16 protein-coding genes and 1 pseudogene are annotated in these 17,346 nt (G+C 46.6%); 16 read left to right on the top strand and 1 reads right to left on the bottom strand.

Annotation, left to right across the window (positions count from 1 at the left end):
* Nucleotides 1–11: 11 nt before the first annotated feature.
* Both A4V09_RS07090 and A4V09_RS26365 read left to right on the top strand, forming a co-directional pair.
* Entirely contained in the window at nt 12–923 is a 912-nt protein-coding gene (locus tag A4V09_RS07090) for an alpha/beta fold hydrolase (protein WP_065541732.1), read from the top strand.
* Between the two features lie 362 nt (nt 924–1,285).
* Nucleotides 1,286–1,384: pseudogene (locus A4V09_RS26365) on the top strand (cation transporter); the annotation flags it as partial.
* A 17-nt stretch (nt 1,385–1,401) separates the two neighbouring features.
* On the opposite strand, the gene A4V09_RS07075 reads toward A4V09_RS26365, so the two are convergent.
* Nucleotides 1,402–2,025 carry a class I SAM-dependent methyltransferase gene (locus tag A4V09_RS07075; protein WP_065541730.1) on the bottom strand — a complete coding sequence of 208 codons (624 nt, stop codon included), beginning with the start codon at nt 2,023–2,025 and terminating at the stop codon, nt 1,402–1,404.
* 459 nt (nt 2,026–2,484) lie between these two features.
* On the opposite strand from A4V09_RS07075, the gene A4V09_RS07070 reads away from it, so the two are divergent.
* The 14 genes from A4V09_RS07070 to A4V09_RS07010 all read left to right on the top strand — a co-directional run bounded on the left by A4V09_RS07070 (nt 2,485) and on the right by A4V09_RS07010 (nt 17,344).
* Nucleotides 2,485–2,910: a 3'-5' exonuclease gene (locus tag A4V09_RS07070; protein WP_065541728.1), complete on the top strand. Its 426-nt coding sequence runs from the start codon at nt 2,485–2,487 to the stop codon at nt 2,908–2,910.
* Between the two features lie 576 nt (nt 2,911–3,486).
* On the top strand, nt 3,487–4,494 hold the full coding sequence (locus A4V09_RS07065) for a PhoH family protein (RefSeq protein ID WP_065541727.1): 1,008 nt from the start codon (nt 3,487–3,489) through the stop codon (nt 4,492–4,494).
* Nucleotides 4,495–4,526: 32 nt separating this feature from the next.
* Nucleotides 4,527–4,610: a DUF7736 domain-containing protein gene (locus tag A4V09_RS26955; protein WP_455802574.1), complete on the top strand. Its 84-nt coding sequence runs from the start codon at nt 4,527–4,529 to the stop codon at nt 4,608–4,610.
* Complete coding sequence (locus A4V09_RS07060) at nt 4,607–4,825, top strand: PhoH family protein (protein WP_065541726.1); 219 nt, start codon at nt 4,607–4,609, stop codon at nt 4,823–4,825. The genes A4V09_RS26955 and A4V09_RS07060 overlap by 4 nt, the downstream gene beginning before the upstream one ends.
* 42 nt (nt 4,826–4,867) lie before the next feature.
* A complete protein-coding gene (gene ybeY, locus A4V09_RS07055) occupies nt 4,868–5,362 on the top strand; it encodes an rRNA maturation RNase YbeY (RefSeq protein ID WP_065541725.1) in 495 nt (164 codons plus the stop codon).
* A 17-nt stretch (nt 5,363–5,379) separates the two neighbouring features.
* Nucleotides 5,380–6,627, top strand: coding sequence for a DUF3048 domain-containing protein (locus A4V09_RS07050; protein WP_065541724.1), 1,248 nt, complete (start codon nt 5,380–5,382; stop codon nt 6,625–6,627).
* A gap of 114 nt (nt 6,628–6,741) precedes the next feature.
* Nucleotides 6,742–7,233, top strand: a complete 492-nt coding sequence (locus tag A4V09_RS07045) for a hypothetical protein (protein ID WP_065541723.1) — start codon at nt 6,742–6,744, stop codon at nt 7,231–7,233.
* 75 nt (nt 7,234–7,308) lie between these two features.
* Nucleotides 7,309–8,151 (top strand): glutamate 5-kinase, encoded by an 843-nt coding sequence (gene proB, locus A4V09_RS07040; protein ID WP_065541722.1) that lies wholly within the window; start codon nt 7,309–7,311, stop codon nt 8,149–8,151.
* Nucleotides 8,152–8,191: 40 nt separating this feature from the next.
* Nucleotides 8,192–8,413, top strand: coding sequence for a DUF896 domain-containing protein (locus tag A4V09_RS07035; RefSeq protein WP_065541721.1), 222 nt, complete (start codon nt 8,192–8,194; stop codon nt 8,411–8,413).
* 272 nt (nt 8,414–8,685) lie between these two features.
* Nucleotides 8,686–10,143, top strand: coding sequence for a tRNA (N6-isopentenyl adenosine(37)-C2)-methylthiotransferase MiaB (gene miaB, locus A4V09_RS07030; RefSeq protein ID WP_065544680.1), 1,458 nt, complete (start codon nt 8,686–8,688; stop codon nt 10,141–10,143).
* Nucleotides 10,144–10,149: 6 nt separating this feature from the next.
* Nucleotides 10,150–12,825: a DNA mismatch repair protein MutS gene (gene mutS, locus A4V09_RS07025; RefSeq protein ID WP_065541720.1), complete on the top strand. Its 2,676-nt coding sequence runs from the start codon at nt 10,150–10,152 to the stop codon at nt 12,823–12,825.
* A complete protein-coding gene (gene mutL / locus A4V09_RS07020; protein ID WP_065541719.1) occupies nt 12,819–15,092 on the top strand; it encodes a DNA mismatch repair endonuclease MutL in 2,274 nt (757 codons plus the stop codon). Before mutS ends, mutL begins: the two co-directional genes overlap by 7 nt.
* A 9-nt stretch (nt 15,093–15,101) precedes the next feature.
* Nucleotides 15,102–16,046 carry a tRNA (adenosine(37)-N6)-dimethylallyltransferase MiaA gene (miaA, locus tag A4V09_RS07015; RefSeq protein ID WP_065544679.1) on the top strand — a complete coding sequence of 315 codons (945 nt, stop codon included), beginning with the start codon at nt 15,102–15,104 and terminating at the stop codon, nt 16,044–16,046.
* Nucleotides 16,046–17,344 (top strand): methionine gamma-lyase family protein, encoded by a 1,299-nt coding sequence (locus A4V09_RS07010; RefSeq protein WP_065541718.1) that lies wholly within the window; start codon nt 16,046–16,048, stop codon nt 17,342–17,344. The genes miaA and A4V09_RS07010 overlap by 1 nt, the downstream gene beginning before the upstream one ends.
* The last annotated feature ends 2 nt before the right edge of the window (nt 17,345–17,346 follow it).

Below are 17,346 nucleotides of genomic sequence, written 5' to 3'. Positions count from 1 at the left end.
GGAAAAAGGAAATGTATATTGACGAACAGAAAAAAATTATGATAAATGGCGTGCAGCAATTTGTTTCCATACGCGCAGAAGTTAAGGATGCCCCTTTGCTTCTTTATCTTCACGGAGGGCCAGGGGATGCAGCGCTTCCACTGGTCATGAAGTATAACAGGGAATTAGAAAAGCATTTTACGGTTGTAATCTGGGAACAGCGTGGAGCAGGAAAGTCTTATTATAAATTTGACGGTGAGATAACCATAAATATTTTCCTGCAAGACCTTCATACCCTCATAAAATATCTGCTGGCACGATTTCATCAAAACGCTTTATTCCTGGCAGGTCATTCATGGGGAAGTGTCCTGGGACTTTCTTTTATTCAAGCTCACCCTGAACTGGTGCACACTTATATCGGCTGCGGGCAGGTTGTGAATATGAAGAAATCTTCTAAAATTGCCTACGATTATGCACTTATGCATGCTGACAAAAAAGATTTGAAACGGTTAGAAAAAATTGACTGTTCCTATTCTTCTGAAAAATGGTTAGACGATTTGCTTTTCGTCACAAGACAGGTTGTGAAGCACAAGGGTTCTCTCTATGGACAAACGAATTATAATGATTTGGTCAAGCCCTTTTTGTTTTCAAAATACTATACGATTCCTGATCTGATCAGGAGACAGAAGGGCAGTTTACAGGCAATCCAATACTTATGGCAGGAGTTGATGGAAATCAATTTTGAAAGCCAGACGAAGTATGAGGTTCCTATCATATTTGTTGAAGGACGGTATGACAGCCATGTATCATCAGCCCTTGCAAAAAGTTATTTTGACCAGTTAGAAACAGAAAAACAGTTCTTTTGGTTTGAAAAATCCTGTCATTTTCCACAATGGAGTGAGAGTGAACGATTTAACAAACTCATGGTCGAGTTGCTTTTATAGCATCCCCAGAAATAGCTCAGTAAGTATAGACGGAAATTCTAGGTATCCATTTTATATATCATTAGGGTGTTTAGTTCATACTTTTACATAGCCGAGTGGTTTTATCAACGAAAATTACTCGGCTGCATTTCTGGAGGTAATTTTATTAAATGAGAATGAACAAACCGTATGTGCAGCTTGACCCTGCGGTGGTTGAACATGGATTTGCTGACCCACCTCAATTCTGCCAACCGCATCGGCATCTCCGGTCAGCATAACGCTTTTACGGACGCCAACTGATTTCAATGCCTTTATAGCCGCAGGGGAATCAGCTTTTATTTCCATCGCAAGCCAGGTAAACGACGGTTCCCTGTTCAGCCTGCTCCGCAAGGATTGAAAAAAGTGTTTCAAAATTGTCAGGCATTCAGGAAGTGTCCGTAAATTTGTTAAAGAACAGCATGGTTTATCTATGGGTCACATGATGGGATGGCCGCTGAACTTACTGCACCCGCTTTTTCATCTCATATACACAACTATAATCACAATGATATTTTTGTATGATTTCAAATTGATTGTCAGAAAAATATTCCTTCTTATCCAATGCAAAAAAACTTGTAAAGGGCTTCGGTTCCAGTATTTTTATCGGTGCAAATTTAATGCTTTTAATAATGCTACTTGATTTTTCCCATTCAAGAACAATGAGTTCACCATCGTTTTTTAGAAGTCTATACGCTTCCTTTAGCATTGCGTTTGCAAGTTCCATTTTAATTTCATGAAGTACCAATGCAATTATGACATAATCAAATTTTTCATTTTCGAATTCAGTGTTTGTCGCATCGCATTTGTGGATACTTGCATTTTTTACCTTGTCCTTTCTTATTTTATCTTTAGCTATATTAAGCATATTGGAAGAAAGGTCAATGCCTATAACCTTAGCCCTTTTTCTTTTCTTTGCTATTCTGATACCGTTTGACATAGTTCCACAACACATATCTAAAACTTTCACATTCTTGTTTGGTATTATGTTCAAAATAGCTGTTCGAGGATTATCCCCTTTTGATGTAAAATAAAACACATCTATTAAATCATAGAATTTTGACAATATTTTATGTGTAATTTTCAAATTATTTTTCCTCCACAAATTTGCGACTTTGCATGGGCAAATGATGCAGGTCCGAATGCCGCAAACTGTGATTGGAAAATAATCAAGCTGTTCAATAACGGACAAAAAATCCTGACAGAATCGGAATTTGTCAGCATGAACGGCAACGCATCCGATTACATCTCTGCCTTTCCTTACTTACTGCATGTGACTGAGAAGAACATTGATGGATGCGGCGGAGAATGTGACATATAGGTACAGCTAGACAAGCTTCTTACCAGAACCTTGCGGGAGCGGTTTGCAAAACTGTTGGAGCAGGTAAAAAATGAGATGAAGATACCGGCACCGAAGGATTTGTGGCCGAGGCGATCCGACTGTTTACAGCCGAAAGTGGGATAGCAGCGGAAATTGTTCCATCCCCCGCAGATGACCACATTGATTTTTAAGAATACGCCCATCCACATGCATAAAGGAGAACTAATGGAGAAAGAAAAAGCGACAAAGAAGACATCTCTATTTTATTGGAGAAGCCTTCGTACAGTACAGGAAATTCAAGAAGAACTGGCAGCCTGTGAGCAGCTTATTGTTTATGACCTGGAGACTACCGGATTCAATCCGCTGAGCAGCAGGATCATTGAGCTGGCGGCAATCAAACTCAGCCAGAGGAACGTCGTATTCCATGAAGAGGCCCGATTACATCGGTATTTTCGGCTGCCAAAAGATATCCCCCTGCCGGATGAAACGGTCAAGCTGACTGGAATTACAAGAGAACAGTTGGAAGCAGAGCGGACAGAAGAGGAGTGCCTGGAAGACGTGCTTCATTTTTTCAGGGATACACCAATCGCTGGGTATAACAGTATAAATTTCGATGATTTGGTTCTCTGGACAGCACACTGCTCCAAGTGATGACAGATCTTATCCCGGAGACTGTACGGGATAATTTTGCAGATGTGGCCTCCTAAGTGAAGGATGGCAGTATCATACGGTGCGGCGAACATGGTATGGTCCATCCCGGGTATAAAATGATGGATAACTAGGAGGTATCTATATGAATACAGAAAGCACTATTTTGACAGACGCGGAGAGTGGGAACGGACAGCGGTGTTCTACCTGTTGTCAGAAATCGGTCCAAGAGATTACATCTATCCGGTTGTGGCATCCGCTCCTTTTCATTTGGACCCGGACCACCAGATATGCCTCATTGAGAGACCCGGCTTAAATAACCGGCAGTTCATGAGTGCGGACCGCTTCCGGGAATGGCTGGCGCAAAATGACCTGCCAATTCATGTGAGGGGACAAATACTTGCATTTCTCAATACATGGCTCCCTGATACACCTTGATGCCGCAAATTTTCTAAATACTTTCAAAAAATATGAAATCCGATTGAATATGTTAATACTTGCCCTTGAAAAAGTGCGTCCCATTGACTATAATAAAATTTGGGCTTTCCGCCCCAGGAAAAAGAAAGCGAGGTAAGGTATTTGCAGACAGAACAGCTTGAGTTAAATACCATAGAACAACAGCAGGCCCTTTTCGGCACTCATGATCAGTTTATTCGGGTCATAGAGAAGGCCTTATCTGTTTATATAGGAATGCGGGATTCAAAAATTGAAATCAAAGGCGAGTCCGATAAGAATGTCAAATATGCGTTAAAAGTACTTCAGTCCCTTCTGCAGCTTCATGGAAGCGGGGAGACGATCAATGAGGACGTCATCTACCGATTGATTGAAGACGCAGCAGATGGTGACCTGGAGGAAACAAATAAGGTGATGCTGGGAGATGTGGTTACCATCGCCCATAAAGGGCAGCCGATCCGTTGTAAAACGATTGGACAAAAAAATTATGTAAAAGCTTTGCGCGAAAATGCTGTAACAATCTGTATAGGCCCTGCCGGCACAGGCAAAACTTATCTGGCTGTGGCGCAGGCAGTCCAGGAATTACAAGAGGGCAAGATTGAACGAATCATTATGAGCCGCCCGGCCATTGAAGCAGGTGAAGAACGCCTGGGATTCCTGCCGGGTGACTTGGCCCAGAAGGTAGATCCATATCTGCGTCCCCTGTATGATGCACTATTTGATATGTATGGTGCAGAAAAGGCAGAAAAGCTTCGCGAACGTGGAACAATCGAAATAGCGCCTCTGGCCTACATGCGCGGACGCACATTATCCCATTGTAGGTTACTGATCGACGAAAGCCAAAACGCGTCCCTGTCTACTTTAAAGATGGCGCTGACTCGATTAGGTGAAGGTTCCAAGATGGTCTTGACAGGCGACGTAACGCAGATCGACCTTCCGAAGTCAGTCGATTCCGGACTGGAGAAATGTGCACACATTCTCGGCTCAATTGATGGCATTGGCGTCATTCGATTAACTAACCGCGATGTGGTCCGAAACAAGATTGTAAGAGATATCGTAAAGGCTTTTGAAAAAGCTGAAGCAGAGAAAGAGAAGCGAAACCAGTTTTCACGATCACCCCGAAAGAAGAGGTAAGGATAATAACGAAACAGGAAGCAGTTATTATCATGGCCTATACGGGAATAAACATGGGATTCATGGATGAATATTATGAGTACGTTGGGAATCTTATGGGACATCCTGTGATGTGACACAGATCGCTCTTCCAAAGATCACGGAATCCGGCCGGAAAAAATGTGCCGCTATTCTGGGTTCCATTGATGGAATCGGCCTTGTGCGGCTGAACAACCGGGATGTGGTCAGAAGCCGGCTTGTGAAGGATATTGTCAAGGCATTTGAAAAAGCGGAGGCTGATAAAAAACCGGGACAATCCGGCAGGCCGCAGCATAGCCGCGGAAATAAATAAAGCAGAAATAATTACGAAAGCGAATAATGGGGAGGAAAATGTATGACACTGAATATTGACAAGGAGTATCCCGGGGATGTGGATTTTGATTATGAAGCCATTGCCCGGCTGGTTGTGGAAGCTGCTCTGGATTCTGAGAACTGCCCTTATGAGGCGGAGGTGAGCCTGGTCCTCACTACAGATGAGGATATCCATAGAACAAACCGGGAATTCCGGGAGATAGACAGGGTAACGGATGTGTTGTCCTTCCCCATGCTGGATTATGATACACCGGGGGATTTCTCCTTTGCTGAGGAGTCCGGGGATACGTTCCATCCTGAGACAGGGGAGCTGATTTTAGGGGATATTATGATCGCAGTGCCAAGAATGCTGGAACAGGCTGACCAGTACGGACATGGAGCTGTACGGGAGTTTGCGTTTCTGGTTGCCCACAGTATGCTGCATCTGATGGGCTATGACCATATGTCAGAAAAAGAGGCTGCTGTCATGGAAGCAAAACAGGAATCCATCCTTGATGAACTGGGCATCCGCAGATAAGAATTTGGAGGAAAATTATGAGAACAAAAAAATATCTCACATGGCTGCTGGTTGGAGCTGTCTGTGCATCCACACTGCTTGCAGGCTGTGGGAAAAAGAAAGAGGTTGAGAAAAAAGAGGTTCCGCAGGAGACAGTTGAGAAGCCGGAAGAAAAAGAAGAAGCCAAGGAAATTGTCCTGCAGCCCAAAGAGCCGGAGACAGAGCAGATTCCGGAAGGTATGATGAAGAGCTACCTGACTGGGGAGTATGTAAGCCCTGCCATAGGCCAGAGAAGACCTGTGGCTGTTATGCTGAACAACATCCAGGCAGCTGTTCCCCAGGCGGGGATCGCTAACGCCGGTGTGGTATATGAGGCACCTGTGGAGGGTGGCATCACCAGGCTTATGGGCATTTTTGAAGATTATGACAATCTGGAAAAAATCGGTTCCGTGAGAAGCTGCAGAGATTATTATATCTTCTACGCAATGGAGTTTGAAGCTCTCTATGCCCATTATGGACAGGCAGCTTACGCGCTTCCTTACCTGGAGATTCCGGAAGTCAATAATTTAAGCGGCCTTTCCGGTTATGGGGCAGAGGTTTATTACCGCACTACAGACCGGGTGGCACCCCACAATGCTTACACCAGTTTTGCGGGACTGCAGAAGGGAATAGAGATCAATGGCTACAGCCAGGAGTATTCTGCGGATTACAAAGGGCATTTCCAGTTCGCGTGGGTAGGCAAAGAGGCTGCTCCGGCAGGAGGAACCCCGGCATCCACCATAAAGCCCGGCTATTCTGTAAATGCCCCCTGGTTTGACTATAATGCGGAGGAAAAACTCTACTACCGTTTTCAGTATGGAGAACCGCAGATTGATGAGCTGACAAGCGGACAGCTTGCTTACAAAAATGTGATTCTGCAGTATTGCCCCTGGGAAAATTATGAGGACAGCGCTTATCTGCACATTAATGTCATGTCCGGCGGCAGTGGTAAATATATCTCTGAAGGCCAGGCCATTGACATTACCTGGAAAAAGGATTCCGAATGGGCGCCAACACACTACTACGACGCAAGCGGCAATGAAATTACGCTGAACCCGGGAAAAACCTGGATTTGTATTATTCAGGATACCAATGCGGATCAGGTGGAAATCACAGGCCCGGAGCCGGCAGCACCGGAAGCGGCAGAGAATCCCGACCCAGCAGCAAACCAGGACGCGGTGCAGGGAACAGAAAACCCGGCGGAGACACCGGAAGATACCGGCGCAGAGGAGGCTCCTGTCCAGTAAGCAGGAAATCTTTTGAGAGCTTTAGAAAATGCAGGGAATAACTGAATAAAGTGGAAAAAAAAGCCGATACTAATATTCATAGAGAGTTTATATGAATAAAGGAGTGATTCTTTCATGAAAAGAATTTTTTATAGTATCGGCTTTGTATTTGCCATTTTTTTCCTGAGCTGTGGATTTTTCCTGAGTTACCAGCTCTCCTCTTTAAGAGACCGGATGAACCGTCTGGAGCAGGAGAGTGCCTTGATGGGAAAACAAGTCTCCGCCAATCCGTTTTCCAGGGACAGTGATTATGTCTTTGAATCTTTTAATTCTGAGACAGGCAAACTGGTCAAGGAACGCTTTCGGGTATCCTCCTACGCAGACGATCAGGTGGTACTGAGGCAGGAGCTGGGGGACGTATCCGCGTCTGATGAAGAGACCCGCTACTGCATCCGTATGGAAAACGGCAGCCTGGTGGTTTACCTGGAAGATGGAAAGGAAGTCTTTGAATACACGGATATTCCCCTTGAGGCGCTTCCAAGTCAAGAGCAGGCCGAAGTCCTGGGCGGCAAGGAGATCGTGGGGACAGATGAGCTTTACAGTTTTCTAGAGAATTATTCCAGCTAAAGAAAAAGGCCCTCTGGACGAACCCATAAAAATGGTGTAATATAAGAGGACATGAAAACTATGGAGTGATCAACAATGAACTTAAGAGAAAAATTAAAAGATAAAAAAAGAGTAGTGGTAAAAATCGGCTCCTCCTCCCTGACACATGAGGAGACAGGCCGTTTGAACCTCACAAAAATGGAAATTCTGGTCAGGGAACTGGCAGACCTTCACAACCAGGGCAAGGATGTGATCGTAGTGTCTTCCGGTGCCATCGCTGTGGGAAGAAGTGCCATGGGCATTCGCAGGCGTCCTGAGGAGCTGGCAGAAAAGCAGGCTTGTGCTGCTGTGGGGCAAGCCCGGCTTATGATGATCTATCAGAAGCTTTTTGCAGAATACAATCAGACTGCCGCCCAGGTGCTCATGACAAAATACACTATGATCAATGCAGCCACCAGAAACAATGCCATAAATACGTTCAATAAGCTGTTTGATATGGGGGCGATCCCCATTGTAAATGAGAATGACACCATTTCCACGGATGAAATTGAATTTGGTGACAATGATACCCTTTCCGCGTTGGTAGCCGCTTTGGTGGACGCCGATATGCTGATCCTGCTGTCTGATATTGACGGGCTCTTTACCGATGACCCCAATCAGAACCCGGACGCAAAATTTATTGAGGTGGTGGAAAAGATTGACAGCCACCTGGAGAAAATGGCAAAGGGCAGCACAGGAAGTTCTGTGGGTACCGGAGGCATGGCGACAAAACTGACAGCCGCCCACATAGCAACCAGCGCAGGTGCTGATATGGTGATCGCCAACGGAGAGGATTTCCATGTGATACATAAGATCATGCAGGGAAGAAACCATGGCACTTTATTTTTATCAGATAAAAAAGAAGGGTTCTATCTGGATGATATCATCCAAAAGCTCTGATGCTGCCCCTTGAAGAACAAGATAGGAGGAGAAGATTTACATGAACCAGGAACAGATAGACAGAATCAACGAACTTGCCAGAAAGTCTAAAGTTACAGAACTGACACCGGAGGAGAAAGAGGAGCAGAAAAGACTCCGCACAGAGTACATTGCCACTATCCGCATGAATATGCGTTCCCAGCTGGACAACATTGATATCCAGGAAAAAGACGGCACAGTCACGAACCTGGGACAAAAATACGGACTCAAAACAAAACATTAATTTTATAAGAAAAGAACACAGGAAAAGGTTGGGTGTATGACAAGATTTGATACATTCCGACCTTTTTTCCTATTCTGTTTCGATATTATGTAAATTTTAATGATTGAAAATTAAAATCCGTTATAGTAAAATAGGTCTGAATGTTTTGATGATAAAATCGAGGTAACTATTCAGCAGCCAAGCAAAAATCCCATCTCCAAATGCGAATCTGCATGGATTTTGCCTGTAACGTTGAGGATACTGAACAGTTGCAAATTTGGAAAGGATATGGAATGAATCAGGAAAATTTGGAAGAAATTCTGGGAAATATAGATATAAGCGGTGAAGCGCCGGTTCTTGAACCGGACCGCCAATATTATTTCATGAAAAAAGCACGGACTCTTGTGAAGGAAAAAAGCGAAGCTCTGGGGCGGCCCCTGACTTTCTGTGTAAATACTTTCGGCTGCCAGATGAACGCCAGGGATTCCGAAAAGCTGGTTGGCGTGCTGGAGAATATCGGATATGTGGAAAAGCAGGAGGAGGATGCAGACTTTGTCATTTTCAATACCTGCACGGTCCGGGAAAATGCCAACCACCGTGTATATGGCCGCCTTGGCCAGCTTCACGCAAAGAAAAAGAAAAATCCCCATATGATGATCGCTCTCTGCGGCTGCATGATGCAGGAGGCTCACGTGGTGGAGAAGCTGAAAAATAGTTATTCTTTTGTCAATCTGATATTCGGCACACACAATATTTATAAGTTCTCAGAGCTGATCGTCAGTGCCCTCACTTCTGACCGTATGGTCATTGATATTTGGAATGATACCGATAAGATTGTGGAGGATTTGCCTGCGGAGCGGAAGTATTCCTTTAAATCCGGTGTCAATATTATGTTTGGATGCAATAATTTCTGCAGCTACTGCATTGTACCCTATGTGCGCGGCCGGGAGAGAAGCCGAAGTCCAAAAGATATTGTAAGAGAGATTGAACAGCTTGTAGCTGACGGTGTGGTGGAGGTTATGCTTCTGGGTCAGAATGTAAATTCATATGGCAAAAATCTGGAAGAACCTATGACGTTTGCAGGTCTTTTGCAGGAGATTGAAAAGATTGAAGGACTTCGCCGCATCCGCTTTATGACATCCCATCCAAAAGATCTGTCGGACGAGCTGATCGAAGTCATGAAGAACAGCAAAAAAATCTGTAGGCACCTTCATCTGCCGCTTCAGTCAGGCAGCAGCCGTATCTTAAAACGAATGAACCGAAGATATGACAAGGAGCAGTATCTGGCCCTTGTGGAAAAAATCCGCGCCGCTGTGCCGGATATTTCCCTTACTACGGATATTATCGTAGGATTTCCCGGCGAGACGGAGGAGGATTTTCTGGAGACCTTGGATGTGGTGGAAAAGGTCCGCTATGACAGTGCCTTTACCTTCATCTATTCCAAGAGGACCGGAACGCCTGCCGCTGTCATGGAAGACCAGATTTCCGGGGAAGACGTAAAAGACCGCTTTGACCGGCTGCTTAAAAGGGTACAGGTCATAGGCAGGGAGATGTCGTCCAGAGATACGGGGACAATACAGGAGGTTCTTGTGGAAGAACAGAATGAACACGATAAATCTCTTATGACGGGAAGACTTTCCAACAACACACTGGTGCATTTTCCGGGCGATGCCTCTCTGGTCGGAAGCCTGATTCAGGTGCATCTTGATGAATGCAGAGGATTTTATTACATGGGTACGAAAGTAGGATGACAATATATGGGACTTACATTTAAAGACGTGGATGTGACATCACTCTCACCAATGATGCAGCACTACGTGAAGACAAAAGAAGAAAATAAAGACTGTATCATATTTTACCGCCTGGGCGACTTTTACGAGATGTTTTTTGACGATGCTGTCACCACATCCCGTGAACTGGAACTGACCCTGACCGGTAAGGACTGCGGACTTACGGAGCGTGCGCCTATGTGCGGCGTTCCCTATCACGCGGCAGAAGTCTACATAAACCGTTTGGTCGCAAAGAGCTACAAAGTGGCTATCTGTGAACAGATGGAGGACCCCAAAGAAGCCAAGGGCATGGTCAGAAGAGAGGTTATCCGTGTGGTCACACCGGGAACCAACTTAAATACCCAGGCTCTTGATGAGACAAAAAACAACTATATTATGGCAGTGGTCTATCTGTCTAACCGTTTCGGCATTGCCATCGCTGATGTGACCACCGGTGATTTTATGGTGACAGAAGTGGATAAAATAAGAACGCTCCTGGACGAGGTATACAAGTTCTCCCCGGCGGAAATCATCTGTAATGAGGCTTTCTGCATGAGTGGTGTGGATCTTGATGAGATCAAAAACCGTTTGAACATATCTCTGTATCCGCTGGAGAGCTGGTATTTTGATGATGACCTATGCACAAGAACACTGAAAGAACATTTTCATGTGGGCAACCTGGAGGGGCTGGGCCTGAAAGATTACGAGTGTGCCACCATCGGGGCAGGTGCTCTTTTGACCTACCTGCTGGAGACGCAGAAGAATTCCCTGGAGCACATGCGCGCCATCACACCATACATTACGGACCGCTTTATGGTGATCGACAGTTCTTCCAGACGGAATCTGGAACTGACGGAAGCCCTTCGTGAGAAGGTAAAACGCGGCTCTCTTTTATGGGTGCTGGATAAGACGAAGACCGCCATGGGAGCCAGAATGCTGCGTTCCTTTATTGAGCAGCCTCTCATTGACGAGGATGCCATCAACCGGCGCCTGGACGCTCTGGAAGAAATCAATTCCAGGGAAATGGACCGGGAGGAGATCAGGGAATACTTAAATCCCATTTACGATATGGAGCGTCTTATTGGACGTGTCAGCTATCAGTCAGCCAATCCAAGGGATATGATCTCCTTCAAATCCTCCATCTCCATGATCCCGTATATCAAACAGCTTGTCAAAAGCTTTTCCGCGGAAGAGATGCAGTGTATTTATGATGATATGGATGATCTGAGGGATTTGTATACGCTTCTGGAGTCTGCCATTGTGGAGGAACCGCCTCTTGCCATGAAAGAGGGCGGGATCATTAAAGATGGTTATAATGAAAATGTAGACCATTTCCGGGAGGCTAAGACAAAGGGGAAATCCTGGCTTGCCGAGCTGGAAGCCCAGGAGAGGGAAAAAACCGGTATCCGCAATCTGAAAATTAAATACAACAAGGTTTTCGGCTACTATCTTGAGGTCACAAATTCCTTCAAAGATATGGTGCCGGATCACTATACAAGAAAACAGACGCTTACCAATGCGGAGCGCTATATCACGCCCAGGCTGAAAGAACTGGAAGATATGATCCTGGGTGCAGAGGATAAACTCTACGCTTTGGAATACGAGCTTTTTGTGAACGTAAGAAATACCATTTCCAGAGAGGTGGAGCGTATCCAGCGGACCGCCAAGGCTATCGCCAAGCTGGATACCTATATTTCCCTGGCTTTGGTGGCTTCCAGGAATAATTTTGTCCGCCCGAAGATCAACACCAAAGGAATCATCGACATCAAAAACGGACGCCATCCGGTGGTGGAAAAAATGATCCCAAATGATATGTTTATCCCAAATGACACGTATCTGGACAACAATAAGAACCGGGTATCCGTCATCACAGGCCCAAACATGGCAGGTAAATCGACTTATATGCGGCAGACAGCCCTGATTGTCCTGATGGCGCAGATTGGTTCCTTTGTTCCGGCGGAGAAGGCAGACATCGGCATTGCGGACCGGATATTCACCCGCGTGGGAGCCTCGGACGATCTGGCAAGCGGCCAGAGTACCTTTATGGTGGAGATGACAGAGGTGGCTAACATTCTGCGCAACGCCACCGCCAGAAGCCTTTTGATCCTGGATGAGATTGGACGCGGTACCAGTACCTTTGACGGTCTCTCCATTGCATGGGCAGTTATTGAATATATCAGCAACACAAAAATATTAGGTGCAAAGACACTTTTTGCCACCCATTATCATGAACTGACTGAGCTGGAGGGAAAACTGGCCGGTGTGAACAATTATTGTATTGCCGTGAAAGAGCGGGGAGATGACATTGTCTTTCTGCGTAAAATCGTAAAAGGCGGAGCTGATAAGAGCTACGGCATTCAGGTGGCAAAATTGGCCGGTGTGCCGGATATTGTCATAGAGCGGGCAAAAGAACTGGTTGAGGAACTGGTCAGCGCTGACATTACGGCAGCAGTGAAGGATATAGCATCGGAAAACAAAAAGACCAAGACAAAACCTCAGGTACATTTGGATGAATTGGATTTGGAGCAGATTTCCCTGTTTGATACGGTAAAGGATGACGATGTGCTGGAGGAACTGAAAAATATTAATGTTTCTAATTTGACGCCAATTGACGCATTGAACACAATTTATAAACTTCAGAACAAGCTGAAGAACAGATGGTGACAGAATTGAGAAAAATTGCTGTTTTAGATCAGAATACCATAGATAAGATAGCGGCAGGCGAGGTGGTGGAACGCCCCGCCTCCGTGGTGAAGGAGCTGGTGGAGAATGCCATTGACGCCGGTTCCACAGCCATTACCGTGGAAATCAAAGAGGGCGGCATCTCCTTCATACGAGTGACCGACAACGGCGGCGGCATGATGAAGGAACAGGTGCCCTTGGCTTTTCTGCGCCATGCCACCAGTAAGATTGAGAAGGTGGAGGATCTGATGATGATCTCCTCTTTGGGATTTCGCGGGGAGGCGTTATCCAGCATTGCCGCCGTTGGGCAGGTAGAGCTTATAACAAAGACCCCGGAAGCCCTAACCGGAATACGTTATCTCATAGAAGGCGGAAAAGAAAAATCTTTGGAAGAAATCGGAGCACCCTGTGGTACTACCATTATTGTAAGAAATTTATTTTTCAACACACCGGTCCGGGCAAAATTTCTAAAGACAGCCATGACGGAGGCGGGATATGTGAGTACCTACATGGAACAGCTTGCCTTGTCCCACCAGGCTATATCCTTTAAATACATGGTAAACGGACAGACAAAGCTCCACAGTTCCGGCAATGCCAGCCTGAAAGATGTCATCTACGGCATTTACGGAAGAGATATTGCCAGGGAACTGGCTGGGGTAACATATGAGAAAAACGGCATTTCCATAGAGGGATTTGCAGGAAAGCCTGTCATTGCCCGCGGAAACAGAACCTTTGAGAATTATTATATTAACGGCAGATATGTAAAAAGCAAGGTGATCATGAAAGCCATAGAGGACGCTTACAAGCCTTATATGATGCAGCATAAATATCCTTTCGTCTGCCTGCAGTACAATATCCAGGGGGATGAAATTGATGTTAATGTGCACCCCACCAAAATGGAAGTGCGGTTTCAGAACCAGCAGGCCGTCTATCAGGCTACCTATGAAGCGCTTACCTCTGTACTGGCCCACAGGGAACTGATCCCTGACATTGAACTGGTCCGGGAGAAGGAGAACGAAACTCCAGAAAAAAACCCCGGAAAAACCGCCGGCCCGGAACCCTTTGAGCAGAACCGCAGGGCAGGCCTGTTTTATACAAACCAGCAGAGTGCCGGGAACCATACCCCACAGCAGGCTCGCTCTCCCCATACTTCCCAGATGCAGCGGGCAGCGTATACGGACGCACAGCAAGCGCAGCAGCCAGAGCCGATTAGCCCACAGCAGACGCGGCAGACAGAACACATCCATACACCTAAGACACAGCGGGCAACTCAGTCTGGCGGTATGCAGGTACAGCATACAGATCCGTTTAACGGCCAGCAGCCCGGGCATATCAAAGAGGAGAGCAGCCCATATAAATATGACAGCGCTTCCGAAACATCAGCGTCAAAGTCTGGGATCGGGCGGGATGCTGAGATTCCGGAAAACGGAAATCCGATTGGCGTTCACCCGGCAGTTGTAAGACCTGTTTCCGACGAAAAGATACAGCCGCCCAAGGACAGTGCCGTGACAGATACCAGCCCTTTTTCCGCTCCGGGCATTCAGTCTGCCAAATGCAGTCCTTCAGACGCCCCGGCCAATCCCGGTGAAGATACATCCCAGGATACCGTTATACTGAAAAACACCCAGCAGATGGAGCTTTTTGACGACAAGCTTCTGTCAAAAAAAGCCAGACAGCACCACCGCATCATCGGACAGCTCTTTGACACGTACTGGCTGGTGGAATACGATGAAAAGTTTTACATCATTGACCAGCACGCTGCCCATGAAAAAGTGCTCTATGAGCGCTTTATGAAAGAGTTTGAACAGCGGGAAATCATTTCGCAGATGGTCAGCCCGCCGGAAATCATTGCTCTCAGCCTTCAGGAGGCCGCCCTTTTGAAAGAACAGATGGAGATATTTGAGCAGTTTGGCTTTGAAATATCCTCCTTCGGCGGAAAAGAGTACAGTATCAGCGCAGTTCCGGCTAACCTATACGGCATCACGGTCCAGGAACTGTTCATTGAAATCCTGGACAGCCTGGAAGCAGAGGGCAGAAATAAGACGCCTGAACTGATCACCCACAGAATTGCCACAGCCGCCTGTAAAGCCGCTGTTAAAGGCAATCAGATACTCTCCGTTTTGGAAGCTGACAAACTGATTGATGAACTTCTGGGCCTTGAAAATCCTTATCATTGCCCACATGGGAGACCAACCATTGTCTCCATGACAAAATACGAATTGGAAAAGAAATTTAAACGGATTGTGTAGGTGAAAAACTTGAAACAACCTTTGATCATATTGACCGGGCCTACTGCGGTGGGCAAGACCCGCTTGTCCATCTCACTGGCCCACGCAGCAGACGGGGAGATCATCTCAGCGGATTCCATGCAGGTGTACCGCCATATGGACATCGGCTCCGCCAAGATCACGAAAGAGGAGATGGACGGTGTTCCGCATTATCTCATTGATGTGTTGGACCCTGAGGAAGAATTCCATGTAGTCAGATTCCAGCAGATGGCAAAAGAAGCTATGGCACAAATTTACGCAAAAGGAAAAATCCCCATCCTGACAGGCGGCACGGGTTTTTATATCCAAGCTGTGGCAAAGGACATTGATTTTTCCGAGGATACGGAAAAAAGCCCGGTAAGACAACGGCTGGAGCGGGAAGCTCAGGAATATGGAGCCGCCCGGATGCACCAGCGCCTCCGGGAAGCAGACCCGGTCTCAGCGGAAAAGATACACGAGAACAACATAAAACGAGTCATACGTGCTCTTGAATATTATGAACTGACAGGGGAGCCCATTTCCAAGCACAATGAGCGGGAGGCAGAAAAAGCTTCCCCCTACAACACCGCTTACTTTGTCTTGAACGATGACAGGGAAAAACTATACGCCCGTATTGACCGACGGGTGGATGAAATGCTGAACGCAGGTCTTATACAGGAAGTCCGGAGACTGAAAAATATGGGTTACAACAAAAATATGGTTTCCATGCAGGGCCTTGGCTACAAGGAAATCCTATCCTGGCTGGATGGGGAAATTTCCCAGGAGGAGGCAGTTTATATTCTAAAAAGAGACACACGCCATTTTGCCAAGCGGCAGCTCACTTGGTTCCGCAGGGAAAAGAACGTTATATGGGTAAATAAACCGGAATTCTCCTATGACGAGGATGCCATTTTAAAATACATGCTGAAAATATGTAAGGAAAGAGGAATTTTGTGATGCAGGAAATGAATGCAGTGTACCGCCGGCTTGGAATCAGCAGTGAGGTACTGGCATATGGAAATAAAATAGAAAAAGAACTGAAGGAGCGTTTTGCCGCCATCGACGAAAATGCAGAATACAACCAGATGAAAGTGATCCTGGCTATGCAGAAAAACAAAGTCAGCGAGGCGTGTCTCTATGCATCCAGCGGATACGGATACAATGATTTGGGAAGAGATACCCTGGAAGATGTATATGCGGACGCTTTTCACGCGGAAGCCGCGCTGGTCCGGCCCCAGATAGCCTGTGGTACCCATGCACTAGCTGTAGCCCTGTCCGGCAATCTGCGGCCCGGCGATGAATTGTTTTCCCCCGTGGGCAAACCATATGACACTTTGGAGGAGGTTATCGGCATCCGTCCGTCCGGAGGTTCCCTGGCAGAATACGGGGTCACCTACAGACAGACCGATTTGCTTCCTGACGGCAGCTTTGACTATGATAACATAAAAAAAGCCATGAACGAAAAGACAAAACTGGTTACCATTCAGCGCTCCAAGGGCTATCAGACACGCCCCACACTGTCCGTAAAACGAATCGGCGAACTGATTGCCTTCGTGAAACACATCAAACCGGATGTGATCTGCATGGTTGACAACTGTTACGGAGAATTCGTTGAGACTGTGGAACCCACTGATGTGGGAGCGGATCTGATCGTAGGCTCCCTCATTAAAAATCCCGGCGGCGGCCTGGCTCCCATCGGCGGCTATATTGTGGGGAAAAAGGAATATGTGGAAAATGCCGCTTACCGCCTTACTTCCCCCGGCCTTGGAAAGGAAGTAGGTGCCACTTTGGGTGTGAACCAGTCCTTCTTCCAGGGGTTCTTTCTGGCCCCCACAGTAGTGGCAGGTGCGCTGAAAGGCGCCGTATTTGCCGCTAATATTTATGAGCGCCTTGGCTTCGGGGTGGTTCCAAACGGAACGGAAAGCCGTCATGATATCATCCAGGCAGTCACTTTCGGCGTGCCGGAAGGTGTCATAGAATTCTGCAAAGGCATTCAGGCAGCCGCACCGGTGGACAGCTTTGTGGAGCCGGAACCGTGGGCCATGCCCGGTTATGACAGTGATGTGATCATGGCAGCAGGCGCCTTTGTGCAGGGCTCCTCCATTGAACTTTCTGCGGACGGTCCCATCAAGCCCCCCTACGCTGTATATTTCCAGGGTGGACTTACCTGGTATCACGCAAAACTTGGAATACTCATGTCCTTACAAAAACTTATTGATAAGAAAATCGCAGTATTGCCAAAACAGGAGGCATAGAT

It is taken from the genome of Blautia pseudococcoides, assembly GCF_001689125.2.
Classification (GTDB): Bacteria; Bacillota; Clostridia; order Lachnospirales; family Lachnospiraceae; genus Blautia; species Blautia pseudococcoides.
The sequence above is the reverse complement of the archived record's forward strand: the minus strand, read 5'-3'. Positions and strand labels throughout refer to the sequence as shown.